General features: G+C 60.2%; 15 protein-coding genes. 8 read left to right on the forward strand and 7 right to left on the reverse strand.

Going from position 1 to position 17228, the window contains the following annotated elements; genetic code table 11:
* Positions 1–31: 31 nt before the first annotated feature.
* Positions 32–595 (forward strand): bifunctional 4-hydroxy-2-oxoglutarate aldolase/2-dehydro-3-deoxy-phosphogluconate aldolase, encoded by a 564-nt coding sequence (locus ABQM86_RS20455; protein ID WP_280624602.1) that lies wholly within the window; start codon positions 32–34, stop codon positions 593–595.
* A complete protein-coding gene (locus ABQM86_RS20460; RefSeq protein WP_369745437.1) occupies positions 592–1509 on the forward strand; it encodes an ROK family protein in 918 nt (305 codons plus the stop codon). Before ABQM86_RS20455 ends, ABQM86_RS20460 begins: the two co-directional genes overlap by 4 nt.
* A 30-nt stretch (positions 1510–1539) precedes the next feature.
* Here ABQM86_RS20460 and ABQM86_RS20465 read toward each other — a convergent pair whose 3' ends face one another.
* Positions 1540–2280, reverse strand: coding sequence for a GntR family transcriptional regulator (locus ABQM86_RS20465; protein WP_280624608.1), 741 nt, complete (start codon positions 2278–2280; stop codon positions 1540–1542).
* A gap of 272 nt (positions 2281–2552) precedes the next feature.
* On the opposite strand from ABQM86_RS20465, the gene mmsA reads away from it, so the two are divergent.
* The 3 genes from mmsA (at position 2553) to ABQM86_RS20480 (ending at position 6653) form a co-directional block, all read left to right on the forward strand.
* Complete coding sequence (gene mmsA / locus ABQM86_RS20470) at positions 2553–4103, forward strand: multiple monosaccharide ABC transporter ATP-binding protein (RefSeq protein WP_280624610.1); 1551 nt, start codon at positions 2553–2555, stop codon at positions 4101–4103.
* On the forward strand, positions 4103–5455 hold the full coding sequence (gene mmsB, locus ABQM86_RS20475) for a multiple monosaccharide ABC transporter permease (protein ID WP_369745438.1): 1353 nt from the start codon (positions 4103–4105) through the stop codon (positions 5453–5455). Before mmsA ends, mmsB begins: the two co-directional genes overlap by 1 nt.
* Positions 5456–5546: 91 nt before the next feature.
* Positions 5547–6653: a substrate-binding domain-containing protein gene (locus ABQM86_RS20480; RefSeq protein ID WP_369745439.1), complete on the forward strand. Its 1107-nt coding sequence runs from the start codon at positions 5547–5549 to the stop codon at positions 6651–6653.
* Positions 6654–6732: 79 nt separating this feature from the next.
* Here the strand turns inward: ABQM86_RS20480 and ABQM86_RS20485 are convergent, their stop codons facing one another.
* The gene (locus ABQM86_RS20485) at positions 6733–7458 is read right to left on the reverse strand and encodes an SDR family oxidoreductase (protein ID WP_369745440.1); all 726 of its coding nucleotides are present in this window, start codon (positions 7456–7458) and stop codon (positions 6733–6735) included.
* 52 nt (positions 7459–7510) lie between these two features.
* On the opposite strand from ABQM86_RS20485, the gene ABQM86_RS20490 reads away from it, so the two are divergent.
* Together ABQM86_RS20490 and ABQM86_RS20495 are read left to right on the forward strand one after the other, a co-directional pair.
* Positions 7511–8374, forward strand: a complete 864-nt coding sequence (locus ABQM86_RS20490; RefSeq protein ID WP_369745441.1) for an SDR family NAD(P)-dependent oxidoreductase — start codon at positions 7511–7513, stop codon at positions 8372–8374.
* Positions 8371–9069: a FadR/GntR family transcriptional regulator gene (locus ABQM86_RS20495; RefSeq protein ID WP_369745442.1), complete on the forward strand. Its 699-nt coding sequence runs from the start codon at positions 8371–8373 to the stop codon at positions 9067–9069. The genes ABQM86_RS20490 and ABQM86_RS20495 overlap by 4 nt, the downstream gene beginning before the upstream one ends.
* A 78-nt stretch (positions 9070–9147) precedes the next feature.
* Here the strand turns inward: ABQM86_RS20495 and ABQM86_RS20500 are convergent, their stop codons facing one another.
* A complete protein-coding gene (locus tag ABQM86_RS20500; protein WP_369745443.1) occupies positions 9148–10560 on the reverse strand; it encodes a polysaccharide pyruvyl transferase family protein in 1413 nt (470 codons plus the stop codon).
* A gap of 20 nt (positions 10561–10580) precedes the next feature.
* On the opposite strand from ABQM86_RS20500, the gene ABQM86_RS20505 reads away from it, so the two are divergent.
* The gene (locus ABQM86_RS20505; RefSeq protein WP_369745444.1) at positions 10581–11774 is read left to right on the forward strand and encodes a cellulase family glycosylhydrolase; all 1194 of its coding nucleotides are present in this window, start codon (positions 10581–10583) and stop codon (positions 11772–11774) included.
* 91 nt (positions 11775–11865) lie between these two features.
* On the opposite strand, the gene ABQM86_RS20510 is transcribed toward ABQM86_RS20505, so the two are convergent.
* From ABQM86_RS20510 to ABQM86_RS20525, 4 genes are all read right to left on the reverse strand, one after another.
* Complete coding sequence (locus ABQM86_RS20510) at positions 11866–13299, reverse strand: choice-of-anchor Q domain-containing protein (protein ID WP_369745445.1); 1434 nt, start codon at positions 13297–13299, stop codon at positions 11866–11868.
* 147 nt (positions 13300–13446) lie between these two features.
* On the reverse strand, positions 13447–15072 hold the full coding sequence (locus ABQM86_RS20515; protein ID WP_369745446.1) for an extracellular solute-binding protein: 1626 nt from the start codon (positions 15070–15072) through the stop codon (positions 13447–13449).
* A 53-nt stretch (positions 15073–15125) separates the two neighbouring features.
* Positions 15126–16082 carry a carbohydrate ABC transporter permease gene (locus tag ABQM86_RS20520; protein ID WP_280624634.1) on the reverse strand — a complete coding sequence of 319 codons (957 nt, stop codon included), beginning with the start codon at positions 16080–16082 and terminating at the stop codon, positions 15126–15128.
* Positions 16079–17062 (reverse strand): sugar ABC transporter permease, encoded by a 984-nt coding sequence (locus ABQM86_RS20525; protein WP_280624636.1) that lies wholly within the window; start codon positions 17060–17062, stop codon positions 16079–16081. Before ABQM86_RS20525 ends, ABQM86_RS20520 begins: the two co-directional genes overlap by 4 nt.
* Between the last annotated feature and the right edge of the window lie 166 nt (positions 17063–17228).

A 17228-nucleotide genomic window follows, 5' to 3' on the forward strand; every position in this document is an offset into this window, starting at 1 on the left:
CCGAGCAGTCACAGAGTCCAGACTCGTCATTGTGGCCCGTCGCCTTGGCAACCAGACACTCCAATCCCTGATGTCCTTGTCGCAGACCCCCCGGGATGTCGTCTTTGAAATCACCATGGACTCGGAAACCGCCGTGGCAGACATCACCAAGCTCCGCAACGCCGGAGCCACAGTCGGAGCCGGCACTGTCCTGGACAAGGAGCAAGCGGCCGCCGCCCTTGATGCCGGCGCGGAATTTCTGGTGTCGCCCTACCTTGACGAAGACCTGGTGGGATGGGCGTCCGCCCAAGGCATACCGGTCTCCCCCGGCGCGCTGACTCCCACCGAAATAGTCAGGGCGTGGAATGCGGGGGCGGCCGCAGTGAAGGTTTTTCCCGCCTCAGTGGCAGGACCACAGCTCATTCGGGAATTGCGCGGCCCTCTGGGACATATTCCGTTGATGCCTACGGGCGGTATGACTGCTGAGAACGTGCGTGGTTTTATCGACGCCGGTGCAGTAGCCGCCGGGGTAGGGGGCTGGTTGACTGGAGCCCCGCCGCACGAGATCCCTGTACGTTGGGAAGCGTTGAAGAAGGCGGTGGCAAGATCTCAGTGAGTACTTCTGTTGGGCATTTGGCGTTGGGGTTGGACATAGGTGGCAGCTCCGTAAAGACAGCATTGCTGCGTATTGACGGTTCAGCCCCTCCGGAGACCGTGAATACCGATCTCTTCCACCTGGACCAGTCACGGGAACCGGGCTTAGTGGTGGGGGAACTCGCCAGGATCACCACTCAACTGCGGACCCAATACGGACCGATCGCTTCCGTGGGTGTGGGCATTCCGGGCATGTTTGACGAGGCCGCAGGAACCCCTACGCTGCTACCCAACTTCCCGATCTCCTGGAAGGGCTTCCCCTTTCGGCAGGAAGTGGAAGGCAACTTGGGCCAGAAAATTGCCTTGGTCAATGACGCCAAGGCATTCAGCCTGGCCGAATCCGTAGTGGGCTCTGCAGCCGGCCTGGAAACCGTCGTATGCGTGGTGCTGGGTACCGGCGTCGGCGGCGGCGTTGTACATCGCGGCAAAGTATGGAAGGGGCTCGGCTCCGCGGGCGAGCTCGGCCACCTCACGGTTGAACTGGATGGACCGCCCTGTGGATGCGGCAACAATGGATGCGTTGAGTCCTTTGCGAGTTCCGCAGCGATCTCGACGGCCGGCGGACAAGAGTCCGTGCAGGCCGTCTTCGCTGCAGCCGCCACTGGTGACACCCGAGCACAGGTTGCCATAGACCGGGCCATCAAAGCCCTTGGCGCAGGCCTGGCGAACGTCTTCATCACATTGGCACCGGACACTTTTGTTATCGGCGGTGGCGTCGCCGGGGCGGGAAAACAGCTTATAGCCCCCCTGGAAGCAGAGATCCGCCGCCGCATCCGCGTGGCACCGGGCACGGACATTCACGTGGTTCCCGCATCCCTCGGCAGGCACGCCGGAGCCATCGGGGCCGCCCTTATGGGAGCCGGCACCCAGCTTTGATCCGGCGTGCGCCGGAGGGCCGGACGGGCCCTACTTAGCCTCGTCCGCCTCCGGCGCGGGTGCGAGCGTGAACACCGCATCAATGACGTAACGCTCAGGGTGGTAAATCGTCGTGGTGAATTCAAGCGGTTTCTCGTTTTGGTCAGAAATAATCCGGCGTTCAACAAGTACCGGTGACTTAGGCGGAAGATTGAGCAGGTTCGCTTCCGCAGGAGACGCGGTACGGGCGCTGATCCAGGACAAGGCGGTGGTCGGCTGACGCCCAAGACTCCGCAAAGCATCATGCAAGGAGCCGGTTTCAAGATCCTCAGCCAGAACCGAAGCACAGTCGGGCGTGAGGCTGGTGGTCTCAATCGCCATCGGAGTTCCATCCGCGAGGCGGAGCCGGTGAATGGCCACCACGCGACTTTTTGGTTCCTGGCGCAAGGCATCCAGCTCGGCAGCCGTTGCCTCGCGGAGTTCCGCTGACATCAATTGCGACGACGCCGTCAGTCCTCGGCGGTGCATGTCCGAGGTGAAGTTCATGAGTGGACCCGCATGGCGGTGCATCGGCCGCGGAGCGATGTATGTTCCTGATCCGCGCTTTCGCCGAACCAGACCTTCCGCCGCCAGGTTCTGCATGGCTTGCCTGGAGGTCATCCGGCTCACTCCAAACTGGGTGGCAAGCTCGGCTTCGGACGGCAAGGGATCACCCTCCCGACCCGCCATGACCTTGGCGCGGAGCCACTGCTCGATCTCCATATACAAGGCTTGAACGGCCTGATCAGTCATTCCGATCACTCATCCGGGAGCTCCTGACAGAGGGTTGTACTTCCATGCACTCCAGCCTATAGTAGACAACATCGCTCAAGCACCCTATACATTTACTTTCTAAGGTACATACCTTTCATGGTGAAAGGTACAACAGCCTGATTCGCCAACAACAGCGAGGACATCGCCCCAAAGAATTCGCCGTCCTCCTCCAAACGACAAGGAAGTCGCCACATGTATTCATTCATTTCCGGCACTGACTACCCCTGTGTCTCGTCGCCGGGGTGGCAAGCATGACATCGGCTCACCCGGCCATCCTTGAGATGCGCTCCATCACCAAAGAATTCCCCGGGGTTAAGGCTCTCGACGGCGTTTCCCTCACAGTGGGCGCCGATGAGATTCACGCAATTTGCGGAGAGAACGGTGCCGGCAAGTCCACCTTGATGAAGGTGTTGTCGGGCGTTTATCCCTACGGGTCTTACACGGGCGAGATAGTGTTCCGGAACGAGGAATGCCGTTTCAAGGACATCCGTTCCAGCGAGCATGCCGGGATCGTCATCATTCACCAGGAGTTGGCGCTCATCCCGGAAATGTCAATCACCGAGAACATTTTCCTCGGCAACGAGCCCTTGAGAGGACGGCGGATCGACTGGATCGAGGCCAGAAAGCGCTCCGTTGAACTCCTCGCCCGCGTGGGCCTCTCGGACAACCCCGATACCCAGGTCAAGCACCTCGGCGTAGGTAAGCAACAGCTCGTGGAGATCGCCAAAGCCTTGAACAAGTCGGTCAAGCTCCTCATTTTGGACGAGCCCACAGCCGCCTTGAATGAAACGGACTCCCAACACCTTCTTGACCTCATCCTGGGCCTGAAAAGCAAGGGCGTCAGCTCCATCATCATTTCCCACAAGCTCAATGAAATCGAACAGATCGCCGACTCCATCACCATCATCCGGGACGGCAAGGCGATCGAGACCCTGGATGTGAAGGCTGACGGGGTCAATGAGGACCGCATCATCCGGGGCATGGTGGGGCGGACACTCGAGAACCGTTTCCCGGACCGGCACCCCAAGATTGGCAAGGTGCTTTTCGAGGTGCGGAATTGGACGGTGCAGCACCCCCAAGTGCCGGAACGACTGGTAGTGAAGGGTTCCAGCTTCACTGTGAGGCGCGGCGAGGTGGTGGGATTCGCCGGGCTCATGGGTGCTGGCCGCACCGAGCTCGCGATGAGCCTCTTTGGCCGGTCTTACGGGAACTTCATTTCCGGGCAGGTGATCAAGGACGGCAAGGAAATCCAGCTGCGAACAGTTAGTGAAGCCATCAGCCACGGACTTGCGTACGTCAGCGAAGACCGCAAAGCCCTGGGGCTTAACCTGCTCGATGACATCAAACGCTCGGTCGTCTCAGCCAAACTGGGCAAGATCTCACGGGGCCAGGTGGTCAATGACGTGGATGAATTCAAGATCGCCGAGGAATACCGCCAGACCCTGCGCATCAAGGCACCCACGGTCCACGAAGGCGTCGGGAAACTTTCCGGAGGGAATCAACAAAAGGTTGTCCTGGCCAAGTGGATGTTCAGTGACCCCGATCTGCTGATTCTTGACGAACCAACACGCGGCATCGACGTCGGCGCCAAGGCAGAGATCTACACGATCATCCGCAACCTCGCCAACCAGGGCAAGGGCGTCATCATGATCTCCTCCGAACTGCCTGAACTCCTGGGTGTCTCGGACAGGATCTACACCCTGTTTGAAGGTTCCATCACCAACTGCATCCCGGCGGCCGAAGCCAACCCGGAAACCCTAATGAAGAGCATGACTTCAATGAGGAAGAAAGTCACGACGTAATGAGCACACAAACCAGCGCCCCAAGATCACGCAACTCCTTAAAGGACATCACCAAGGTTTTCGGATCCGGACAATCCAACGTCCGCCAATTCGGCATCCTTTTCAGCCTCATCGCCATTGTTGTCCTGTTCCAGGTCCTCACGGACGGTCTGACTCTGTCGTCGGGGAACCTGATCAACCTGGTCAGCCAGTACTCCTACATCCTGATCCTCGCCATCGGCATGGTTCTGGTCATCATCGCTGGACACATCGATCTTTCGGTCGGCTCTGTCGCTGCTTTCACCGGGATCGTCGTCGCCACCGCAATGCAGCAGTGGAGCCTTCCTTGGCCGCTGGCTTTCATCCTGGGACTTGTAGTTGCAGCACTTATCGGTGCCTGGCAGGGCTGGTGGGTGGCTTATGTGGGAGTGCCGGCCTTCATCGTGACCTTGGCAGGCATGTTGATTTTCCGCGGCGGCAACCAAATGATCGGTAATGCGAACACCGTTCCTGTGCCTGGTGAATTCACGTTCATCGGGGCAGGGTACTTCCCGGAAATCGGCCCGGATACCGGCTACAACAATCTCACGCTGCTGTTGGGTGCTGTACTGGCAGTCGCAGTGGTCGTGGCCGAATGGCGGACCCGCAAGAAGCAGGCGGCCATGGGCTCAGCTGAAGCTCCACTGTGGGTCAGTGCCGTGAAGGTGATCGTCCTGGCCGGCGTGGTTCTCTACGCCACCATCCTGTTCGCCGGCGGTCGTGTAGGCACCAGCTTCCCCATCTCCGGCGTCATTTTGGGCGTGCTGGTCCTGTTCTACTCGTTCATCGCCACAGACACCATCACCGGCCGCCACATCTACGCAGTGGGCGGGAACAAGCACGCTGCCGAGCTCTCCGGCGTCAAATCCCGCCGCATCGACTTCCTGGTCATGATGAACATGTCCATTCTTGCCGGACTCGCCGGCATGATTTTCGTGGCCAGGTCGGCAGCCTCCGGACCCCAGGACGGCCTCGGCTGGGAACTGGACGCCATCGCCGCAGTATTCATCGGCGGAGCGGCAGTGGCCGGTGGCATCGGAACCGTCGCTGGTTCGATCATCGGAGGCCTCATCATGGCCGTCCTGAACAACGGACTCCAGTTGCTCGGTGTCGGCGCGGACCGTGTGCAGGTCATCAAGGGAATCGTGCTTCTGGTGGCCGTGGGACTGGACGTCTGGAACAAGACCCAGGGCCGCCCGTCAGTTATCGGCTTCTTCACGAAGAAGCGCAAGCCGCCTCAGGACCTGCACTCCCCAAACACGGTTCCGGCACCCGAGCCAACCATCACGGAAGAAGTGCCGCGGCCGGTTCCGGCCGGCGAACAGAACCGCTGACTCACCCGACCCCCTTTCCCCGGACCACCCCAACGAATATCCCCACAACGAGGCATACGCCTTAGATATCCCCAGAGAAAGAAATGAATCAATGACGATAAGAAAAGCTCTTCTCGCGACCACCGCACTGGCTGCGGCTTCTGTTCTGGCCCTCACCGGTTGCGGAGGCAGCAGCAGCCGAACCGAGGCAGGTAACGCTTCAGCGGCATCCGGCTTTGCAGCCGATTCCACCATTGGTGTGGCATTGCCCTCGAAGACCTCGGAGAACTGGGTCCTGGCCGGTGACCTGTTCTCTAACGGGCTTAAAGACGCAGGGTTCAAAGGTGATGTCCAGTACGCCGGGGCCAGCACCACCGTCAAAGACCAACAGGACCAAATCAATGCCATGGTCACCAAAGGTGCCAAGGTTATTGTTGTCGGAGCCGCCGACGCCGGTCAGCTCGCCACCCAACTCAAGGCGGCCCGCGACGCCGGCGCCAAGGTCATCGCCTATGACCGCATCATTACCAACACCCCGGACGTGGACTACTACGTTGGCTTCGACGCCAAGAAGGTCGGCCAGCTTCAGGCCGAGTCACTGATGGAGGCGTTGAAGGCCAAGAAGCCCTCAGGCCCGTACACCATCGAGTTGTTCTCGGGTTCTCCCGACGACGCCAACTCCGCCGTCTTCTTTGACGGCGCGATGAGCGTTCTGACACCGCTCATCGCAGACGGGACGATCATCGTCGGGTCCGGTCAGAAAGACATCAAGCAGACCTCAACGGCGGGCTGGAAGGCCGAGAACGCCCAAAGCCGCATGGACTCGCTGCTCACCGGCACCTACGGTTCAAAAGAGCTCGACGGCGTCCTGTCCCCCAATGACACGCTGGCGCGTGCCATCCTTACCTCAGTCAAGGCCGCAGGCAAGCCGATTCCGGTGGTTACAGGACAAGACTCCGAGGCTGAATCCGTGAAGTCCATCATGGCCGGAGAGCAGTACTCCACCATATACAAGGACACACGCCTCTTGGTGGCCCAGGTCATCAAAATGACCCAGTCCCTGCAGAAGGGCGAGGCCCCGGAGCTCAATGACACCAAGTCCTACAACAATGGTGCCAAGGTACTCGAGTCTTATCTTCTGGAGCCCGTCATCGTAACAAAGGAGGACGCGGCAGAGGCCTATGCAGCCAATCCCTCACTGGCTCCCTTGACCAAGTAGTCAATGAGCCCGTAGTCAATTGCAAGGCCGGCGCCCTATGGTGGGTGCCGGCCTTGCAAGCGCGACGGGCTTCTTCTGCTTACTTCTGACCTATGGGACTTATGGCCAACTCGTCGATCCGGACGTGGCGTGGGCTATCAAGGATGAATTGAACGGAGCGGGCAATATCCTCGGCGCTGAGCATTCTGGCACGCTGATTCTCGTCCGGCACCTCCGGTCTCATGGACAGGAAGTCAGTGTCGACGTCGCCGGGGCAGAGATGGCAGGCCTTGACGCCATTGACTCCCTCTTGGTCATTGAGGGACGCCACCAGCGCCGACAGGCCGGTCTTGCTCGTCATGTAGGCCACCCCCGAACCAGGCGAGAACCGCCAGGCAGCGCGGGAAGAAACGACCACAATGTTGCCTTCGCCCGCGCGTCTCATCCCTGGAAGGACCAGATGGATTGCCCGGGCGACGCTGGTCAGATTGGTCTCTACGATCGATGCGAATTCTTCAATGTTCTGATCGGCCCAGGTTCGGTCCGGAGTGTTCAGGCCGGCAGCAAGAACGACGGCGGTCACGGGACCCCATTGCGTCACGATCCTTGAGTGGGCCTCCTCCAGGGAACCCGCTTCGTTTGCGTCCGCCGGCACTTCGAGGCCGTCACCGCCGGCTTTGACGATATGACCTACTGTCTCTGCTAGGGCGTCCGGGCGACGGCCGGTTACTGCTACGTGCCAGCCGGCTTCCGCCGCCACCTTCGCAGCAGCGCGGCCCATGCCGCTGCCGCCTCCGATGACCCAAAGGACCTTGCGCGCGCCCATAACTTACTCCGCATCAATAGTATGATCTTTAATCTGAGTGTAATCTAATCGTATGACTATTGACCAGGCAGTACAGTGGGGCCTCCGGGGCCGCGTGGTGATCGTGACCGGTGCGGCAAGCGGGATCGGCCGCGTCATCGCAGAGACGTTTGCCCGTCATGGCGCCAAGGTGGCAGCCCTGGATGTCTTTCACGACGGCGTCGAAAATCTGGCGGAAGAACTCCGGGCGGGCGGCGCCGAAGCGATCGGGCTTTCCTGCGATGTCACCAACCAAGAGTCTGTGCGCGCGGCAGTTACGGCGGTCGCGGATCATTTCGGAGGCATCGACGTCCTCATTAACAACGCAGGCATCAATGTGGAAGGAACGGTCGAAGAACTCGAAGATTCCGCCTGGCAGCGCTGCTTCGATGTCAACGTCACTGGCGTCGTCCGCGTATGCAAAGCAGCTATTCCCTACGTCAAGGAAAGCAACCATGGCCGGGTAATCAACGCGGCATCATTCGCCGCAATCGTTCCCAGCATAGGCAGCGCCGCCTACGCGGCTTCCAAGGCCGCCGTCGTGCAGTTCACCAAGGTACTCGCAGGAGAACTTGGGCCCTGGAACGTGACGGTCAACGCCTATGCTCCGGGAATGATCCCCACCGGCATGAACGGCTTTGCGGAGATGCCGAAAGAGGCACAAGACCGTCTGCTCGGCACGCTGACACTACGGAAATGGGGAGAAGCCGCGGAAGTAGCCGATCTCCTCCTGTTCCTGGCCAGCGACGCTTCCCGCTACATCACCGGAACATTGATTGATGTCAGTGGCGGCAAGCTGGCTACCCAAATTCCAGCGAAGGCCTACGAAGCTATGGCAACCGCTGCGGGGGCCGAGAACACCAGCGCAACCCAAGTTACGCCGTCGAGCATCGCATGAATCAACACCCGCGCACGGCGCCGGGACTGCACAATCAACTGCTCGACCGGCTCGGAATGGAGATCTGCTCCGGAGAACGGGCACCGGGGAGCACGTTGACCCTGGAAGAACTCGAACGCACCCATGGCGTCTCGCGATCAGTCGTCAGGGAAACCGTCCGCGTCCTGGAGTCCATGCAACTCCTCGTTTCCAAACGCAGGGTTGGCATCATGGTGCTCGAGTCCAGCCAATGGAACCAGTTCGAACCCAGGGTCATCCGGTGGCGCATGCAGTCCCCCGAGCGTCAGGCGCAGCTGGATGCCCTGATCGGCCTCCGTCTCGCTATTGAGCCTGAAGCTGCACGACTGGCAGCCCTGCAGGCGTCCGCCAGCCAGGCCGCCGAGTTGGTGGGAATAGCCGGCAGGATGTGGGCAGCGAGCGAGGAGAACAACCACAACGCCTTCCACGAGCTCGATCTCCAGTTCCACGCACTGATCCTCGCCGCGTCAGGCAACCCTATGTTTGCCCAGCTCGAAGCCATCATCAGCGAATTCCTGGAAGGTTGGCATGCCCGCGGACTAGGTCCCGGGCATCCTCACCCCATCGCGCTGCAGCTGCACGCCGATGCGGCAGCGGCGGTGCAGCGGCGGGCGCCTGACGAGGCCTTCGCTGTCATGAGGTCTCTCCTGATGAGGAGCGCTGAGGAAGCGTCGTGACGGCGGTTGCCGTCCCTGAGGCCTTATTGGCCCAGCAGGGCCGGCAACCGCCGGACTTTGCCTTCGGCAAGAGCCGAACTATGACTTCAGCCCACTGCGTTCGCTGACCACAGCGATTGTCTCCTCAAGCCGGCGTCGAGCCACATCCCTGGCGGCAACGGCCTTCAGCCGAGCCTTCTCCGGTTCCTTAGCCATTTCAAGGACTACCCCGGGGAAGCGTGCAACGTCCTTGTCGTCATCGAAGTTGAACAGCCAGTCATCCAGGCCGATGTCTTCCCACATCCGGCCCTTGCTGCTCTGCTCAACCCAGCGATTCACGATCGCCGGCACACCATTGGCGATCGCCATGATGGGACTGTGCATCTCGTTGCTGAACAGCCCCGCCGACCGCTTGTAGACTCCTACTGCTTCTTCCAGCAACCACGTGCGATCAAGCCAAGCGACATTTTCTTTCACGTCCTCGGGGAGATGGTCCAGAACCCAGGTCTTGCCGATGGGCAATTCCGTCTCGTCCTCATTGCAGATCAGGACTTTCATGCCTGTTTCACGCACGACGGCGGTAATCGCCTCCCGCAACGGGATGTGGTCGTGTTCCTTCATCTCTTCGTTGCGCTGATGAAGGCGGGAATCAAACGGGCGGTTCTTCGCTTTATGAAGCCAGGTGGGCGTGAAGCGTTGCTTCGGAAAACAGCACATGAAGTTCCCCTCCACCAGGCCATACTTTTTCATCAGGCGCTCGGCAGCCTCGTCGTCGGCAATATCCAGTGCAAACACTACGTCCGGGGAATATTCCATGACCGGGGCGCTGACGCCGTCCTGGAGCGCCCTTTCAAGGGACACGGAATCCCTGAAGTACACGAACTCCGCGTTACTGAGGGCCTCCCTTTCTGCATTGCCAAAGACCCAGTGTCCATAAGTGATGCCGTAGAACCCGAAGGGATTGCCGGTCCGCTCCCGGAAGGCAACCAGGTCTTTCCAGGCAAGTCCGAACGGGCCGGAATTGTGCAGCATGAAGTCTGCAGACGCGATGGCCGCTTCCAGCTCGGGAGTGGAGGCGACGCCTCGCTCATCCAAGGAACCTTGGACAATGTTTAAGCGCGGGAAACGCTTCATCAACATGTCGATTTCGAACTGGGGCAAGACCGAATAGAAGGGCCAGAAAGTAACCTCGACCTCGGGCAGATATTGTTCCAGCAAAGCCAATGCGCCGGGGGTGTGGGCGACATCGCCGATGTTTTCGATTTGCCACCCGGACCTCAGGATCAGGTGGCGCCCCGGGGTGGAAGCGCTGTGCTGCGACTGCGTTCCGTCCGCATCAAGGGCTGCTTCCAACGTGTTTGGAAATGACGAACTGTGGGCCGGCATGGTTCTCCAATATTCAACGGCAAGGGGTGAGTAAGTTCTAGATTGGCATTGATTTAACGCAAAATCAAGGGCTAGCATCATTGTTGGCACCGCAAATCCCCTGCATCCCGGAACAATCCGGGCCATCAACCCCACGAAAGAAGATCATGACCCGCTTCGGAGTTAACTACGTACCGAGCAAGAACTGGTGGCACTCATGGGTGGAATGGAACGAAGCGGAGATCACCGAAGATCTGCAGGCCATCGCCGATCTGGGTTGTGACCATGTGCGAATCCATTGCCTCTGGACCCTGTTTCAACCCGATCCCCGCGCCGTCAGCCGGACAATGCTCACCCGGCTGGAGCAACTCCTCGACATTGCAGAGAACGTGGGCCTTGATGTCATCGTGACCGTGCTCAACGGCTGGTTGAGCGGGTTCGATTTCCGCCCCGCCTGGATCCCGGAAAAGGCAAGCATCTTTGGCGACCAGGAAGTGGTTGCCGCAGAAAAGCTGCTCTTCACTGCCATTGCCGAACGGGTCGGCGCCCACCCCCGCTTCCTCGGTTTCGACGTCGCAAACGAACCTTCGGTACTCATCTCGGAGACAAAGAACGTCACCAGCCGGACGGAAGCGGACGCCTGGGCCAGGGACATCCTGTCCCACTGTGAGGAGGTGGCTCCTGGAAAGTTCCACACCATCGGCATGGACCATGTCCCCTGGCTTAGCGAGCACGCCTTTAGCCGGGACGTCCTGGCCGAAACGGGCTCCGCCACCCCGCTCCATGCATGGATCTTCTTCACCGGCGCCTTGGAACGTTACGGGGAATTCGGGACCGGAACGCTTCATCTCACCGAATACATGCTGGAACTGGCCAAGGCCTATTCCCCGGAGCCCACCCGACAGGTCTGGTTGCAGGAATTCGGCATTGCTAATCAGTGGGCAAAGGACCTTGAGCACGACGACTTCGCAGAAAAAGCGGCGCTCTCAGCCCTTTCCGTGGATGGCTTGTGGGGCATCACCTGGTGGTGTTCGCATGACATCGACCGCAAGCTGGGGGCGTTCGTGGAGCTGGAATACGACCTCGGTCTCTTCACCACAGACAACCAGCTCAAACCCACTGGTCAACGCTTGAAGAGCGTCATCGAAGCCTTCAAACAGGGCCGGCTTTCCGGCCCCGCCGAGCGCACCGTAGCCATAGTGCTTCCAGAGGGACAAACGCCGGGATTGGACTTCGCGGATACCTTCTTCGCCCTTATCGATGACGGCAAGAAGCCCGCGATCGTGCTCGAAGGCAACGCCCTGAACCACGACTACCTCAAAGTCAGGGGCATCGAAACGCTCGTCAGGGTTGCAGAATAGCCACGTAGAAAGTCCGACGCCGGAACCACCGCGCCGTCTTCAGGGGAAACGGCGCGGTGGCAGGGTGTTTCACCGGGGTTCCGGTGAGGTGTTAGTAGCCCTTGTGGGGGTTGCGGTATTTGTAGGCGCCGCGGTCGGGGGTGAGTCCTGGTGGGCGGGTTTTGCCGGTGAAGTCGTCTTTTGGAGCCAGGTTCTTGGTGCCGCTGGCGATGGCGGGGGAGCCGGCTTGCAGCCTGAAGTCTGCGTCGGCTGGGGTTAGGGCCGGGCTAACGAACAGGGGGTCGGCAATGAGGTCGTGCGGTCCTGCGACTGCGGGGGCCGTGCCGTTGTAGTAGATGTTGTAGTCGTAGAGGACGTTGATGTTTTTGTAGGTGGAGTTGGTGGACTTCCCGGCCCGGACGTAGGAGATGTTGTTCAGGACGTTGCAGTCCTCGCTGACCCAGGCGCCGATGCTTCCGTAGTCCAGGGCGGGGCTGGCGGCGTTAAGGTAGGCGGTGTTGTTGATGATGTCCACGCCGTTGGCTTTGTAGGAGTGGATCCCGGATCCGCCGTTGTTGATCACGATGTTGTTCGCTACCAGTGTCCGGCCCTTGTACCGGGTTCCGCCGGCTTCGGTTCCCAGGGTGGAGTCGACGATGATGCCGTTGCCGTCGGAGAGTTTCCCGTACTGCCGCCAGGGGATGAAGGACTGGTTGTTGTAGACCAGGTTGTTGGTGAAGAAGTGCTTGTACCCGGTGCCATCATCGGCATTGATCGGCGTGAGCGTGGTGATGCCGCTGTTGGCGAAGATCGAGTACCAGGCGTTGGAGTGCACCGTGTTGTGGTCAACGGTGAAGTAGTCCGCCTTGGTTGCCCCGATCCCGCCGCCGGGCCAGTGGTGGACGAGGTTGTTGCGCACGGTGATGTGGTGCGCTCCGGCGTAGGGAGCCGAGCCGGGAGGCGGCCCGACGAAGATGCCGTTGGCGCAGTACGTGGGAGTTGCTTTGAGGCGCACCGCGTAAGCGTCCTCGTAGTTCAGTGTCGCTGCCAGTCCGCTCAGGGTCAGGTTCTCGATGGTGATGTAGCTGGCACTGGTGATCCTGATTCCGGTCCAGGAGTTCCGGGTCACCGTGATCACCGGTCGGTGGCCCGGGAACGCGGTGTAGGTGATCGGTTGCCCGGCCGTGCCTGAGCGGGTGATGTTCAGTGTGCCCTGGTTGCCCGGGGTGCCGTCATCGATGTACGTGCCGTTCATGATCAGGACCGTGTCTCCGGGTTCGGTCACGTTCGAGGCCGCCTGCAAGGTGTTGAACGCCCGCTCCGGGGAGCTGCCGTCATGGTCGGGTCCTGTACCGGCGTCGGCCCTGACGTAAAGCTTCCGCCCGGACGAAGCCACCGCGGACCCCGCCCCCAGAACACCTTCCCCCACACCAAAACCAACAGCACCCACCACGGCGCCGACCCCCATCAACCGCAACACATCCCGCCGGGCGGGAGCACTGAAGGGGTTTTCTGAATTTGCTGGGAAAATGTTTACGTGAGTCATGTCTTCCTATCTCTCTGAGGGAGCACTGCTTCTAACTCTGGGGCGCGGTTGTTGCCGCATCCGGACGCCAGGGAAGTCCGGCAAAATGGGTACTTCACAGATGCCCCTGCCGCGCTGGCGGCAGGGGCATCTGTGCAAAAGGAAGGGCTAGACCTTCTTCTCTTCGAGTCCCTTCTGGAACTCGTCCCGGATCTTGTCGCCGCCGTCGGCTTTCCAGGTGGTGACGAAGTCCTTCCAAGCGCTGACCGGCTTCCGGCCGAGGATGATGTCGGCACGAACTTCTGCCGCCTTGGACGCGAGCTGTGAGGACTTGGCCGCCTCGGTTTCAGAGTAGAGACCGGCGAGGGGATCAGGCGTCACCAGGGCCAGTGCCTGCTCCTGGTACTCGAACTGGCGCTTGGCATCGCCTTCGTCCAGAGGCTGGAAAATCACCTGCGATGAATCGGTGACGTATTTGAACGGAACAAGCTTTTGGTTCTGGCCTGCGCTGTTGACTACGGGGTTGGTTCCTTCGAGCGCGAAGGTCTTGCCTTCGACGCCGAAGTTCCGCAGGGTGTACTCGGCGCTGCCGAAGGGAGCTGCCAGCCAGTCAAGAACCCGGAGGAGTTCCTTGACCCGAGGCTCATCCGCCTTGGTGATGGCAGTGAAGTGCGGCGCGACTGCGGCACCCATGTGGGCAGGCTTGACCGTACCGTCGTTGCTGAACGGGAGCATGCCGGTGAACTTGAAGCCCGGGACAGCTTTGCCCCACTGCGTGTACTTGGACCAGCCGGTGAACCCGATGGCGGCGATCGGAGCTGCTCCGTTGAGGAACCAGTCGTTGCGCTGGGTATTGGAGGAACCCACCATGTTGGGGTGCATGACTCCCAGTTCCACAAGTTCACGGGTCTGGGCCAGGGACTGCTCGTACTCGGGGAGCTCGTACTCGGAAGTGAGCTTTCCGTCCTTCTCGATCCACGGACCAGGAATGCCGTGGGTGCTGCGGAGGAAGTCGAAGGCGCCTACAAAGTCGCCCAGAGCCCATCGGCCTTCCCTGTCGTTGGTCAAGCCGACAAGAACTTCTTTGAATTCCTTGAAGTCCTTCGGGGCTGTGGTCACCGAGTATTTGTCGAAAAGGTCCTGTCGGACGATGACTGCGGCACCGATGGCGGGGCGGGGCATCGGGACGCCCCAGATGCGGTTGTTGACTACTGATTCGGCCCAGGAAACCGTGGGAAGCCCTGCAAGGTTGGGGTATTCCAGTACGGCGTCGCCGGAAAGGTGATCGGTCAGATCTACGAACTTGGACTGAAGCAGGGCGGGCAGTTGCTGGACAGGCTGCCGTACTGCAACGAGGTCGGGAAGGGACCCGCCGGCAATGGTCGTGGCAAACTTTTGGCCATAGTCCGCGTAGGGCGTGTAGACGATGTCGAGCTTTCCACCGAGGCTCTCGTTGACAGCCTGCCAGAGCGGGTTGGAGTCAAGGCCCGGGGCCACGGGATCGAAGCTGTATGTCAACGCGGTGACGCTTCCCCCTGACAACGGAGTCTTGCTGACTGACGCTACCGGCTTGGCCGGGTACTTCAGGAAGCCCGGCATGCCTTCCTTGGCACTGACCAGATCCGGCTTGACGGCGGAGAAGTCTTTGAACGTGGGAAGTTTGACGGTGTTTCCGCCGGAGGTGCTTCCTGTGGGGCCTGTGCTGCAGGCGCTGATTGAGCTGCCGACAAAACCTACAGCAACGGCCAGGCTGCTGGCCTTGAGGAGATTGCGGCGTGAAAATGTCATGGACATGACGGCTTCCTTACGACGTAAATGTGAACCGAGTGGTGGTGTAGCCCGGGGTCTTAGCCCTTGACTGCACCGACCATGAGGCCCTTGGCGAAATGTTTCTGGATGAACGGGTAGAGCACGAGGATGGGGATCATGGACAGCACCAGGATTGCCATCTGGATGGAGAGCTGCGGAGGAAGGGCACCGGCTCCTGCACTGAGGTCTTCGGTTCCCATGGGCGTTTGGTTGACCACGAAGGTGCGAAGCACCAATTGCATGGGCCAAAGATCCGGGGAGTTCAGGTAGAGCAGTGCGGAGAAGAAGGCATTCCAGTAGCTGACTGCATAGAAGAGTCCGACGACGGCAATGGCGGCTTTGGACATCGGCAAGACGATGGAGACAAGGATTCTGAAGTCACCTGCGCCGTCGATCCTGGCGCTTTCAATGAGTTCTGCCGGGATGTCCAGGAAGAACGCCCGCATGATGATCACGTTGAAGGCGTTGATCAGAACCGGCAGCACCAGTGCGGCGAGGTTATCGATCAGGCCCAGCTGCTGCACGATCAGGTACATGGGGATGATGCCGGGGCTGAAGAGCAGCGTGAACAACGTCACCAGCAGCAGAGGCTTGTGTGCGAGTGAACCCGGGCGGGACAACCCGTAGGCCAGGGCTATGGTGGTCAGCAAGCTCAGGAGGGTGCCGATCACGGTAACGCCGATGCTGACGAACATGGCGCGGGTAACCACACCACCGGCCAGCACAGCCTGGTACGCCTCGAACGACGGCGACGACGTCCACAGGACGAACCCGCCACTGGCCGTGATCTCGTCTTGTCCGGCCAGGCTCGTCATGAACACCGCAACGAAGGGCACCAGGACGGCGGAGCAGGCAATTACCAGTACCACTGCCCGGAAGATCAGGAAGAGGGGGCTGGGCTTGCCCATCCACGCGGGCCGGGGATTGGCCTTCGCCTTGTTGGCTCTCTGGGCCTTCCTCGCCCGATACTCGGTTTTGCTTTCAAGAAGGCTCATTTGGAGTACACTCCCCTTTCACCGAAGAGGTGGGCTATTTTGTTCGCTCCCAGTACCAGAGCCACGCTGACAATGCCCTTGACGAGTCCGACGGCGGCGGCGACGCCCCAGTTCCCGCCCAGGATGCCGTTGTTGTACACATAGGTATCAAGCACTTCACTGACCTGTGTTCCCACCGCCACCTGTTGAAGGATGATCTGCTCGAACCCTACGGTGAGCGAGTCACCGAGGCGGAGGATCAGGAGAAGGACAATGACGGGACGGATGGCCGGCAGGGTTATGTGCCACATCCTCCGCCAAGCCGGCGCCCTGTCGATGGCAGCGGCCTCATAGAGGGACGCGTCCACCTTGGAAATCGCGGCAAGGAAGATGATGGTTGACCAGCCGGTATCCTTCCAGATGATCTGGGATGTCAGGAGCGCGTGAAAGAGCTCTGGTACACCGATGATCTGGAAGGTGGACATATCCGCCTGCCGCAGCCACGTGTTCACCAGTCCGGCGTTACCCAGCATCTGCTGGAACAGCGCAACCACAATCACCCACGACAGAAAGTGGGGCAGGTACAGAATCGACTGGATGGTCTGCTTCCACTTCTCGCTCATGAAGCTGTTGAGCAACAGCGCCAGGGCGATAGGGAGCGGGAAGACAAAGACAACCTGAATCAGGGTCAAGATCAGGGTGTTACTCAAGGCTGACAGGAAGGCTGGATCGCCGTTGAAGATGACCCGGAAGTTGTCGAAGCCAACAAACGGGCTGGACGTAATTCCCAGGAACGGCTGGAAGTCCTGAAACGCGATGACGTTCATCAGGAGCGGAATGTACTGGAAAACCAACAGAGCCAGAATTCCCGGCACCGCCAGGAGCAGAAGAACTTTGTCCTTCTTGAACCGCGACCCCAGGCTCGCTTTGGGTGCCGTAGGAGTTGGGTCCTTCTTTTCCGGGGCCGCGGAGTCCGCAGCTTTACGCGCAATCACCGTCATGATTGCACTCCTGACCTTGTGGCAAGGAATGCACTGGAAGCGACGCCGGTGATCTTCTGGTCGATGCCAGGTATAGAGGCGACACCTCCGAGGTTGAATGTTCGCCGCGTTGAGGCAAGAAGCACTCGGCAGCGGCGTGGAGGAGACGCAAGGTTGGCATCCATCA

The sequence above is a fragment of the Paenarthrobacter sp. AMU7 genome, assembly GCF_041200195.1.
Classification (GTDB): Bacteria; Actinomycetota; Actinomycetes; order Actinomycetales; family Micrococcaceae; genus Arthrobacter.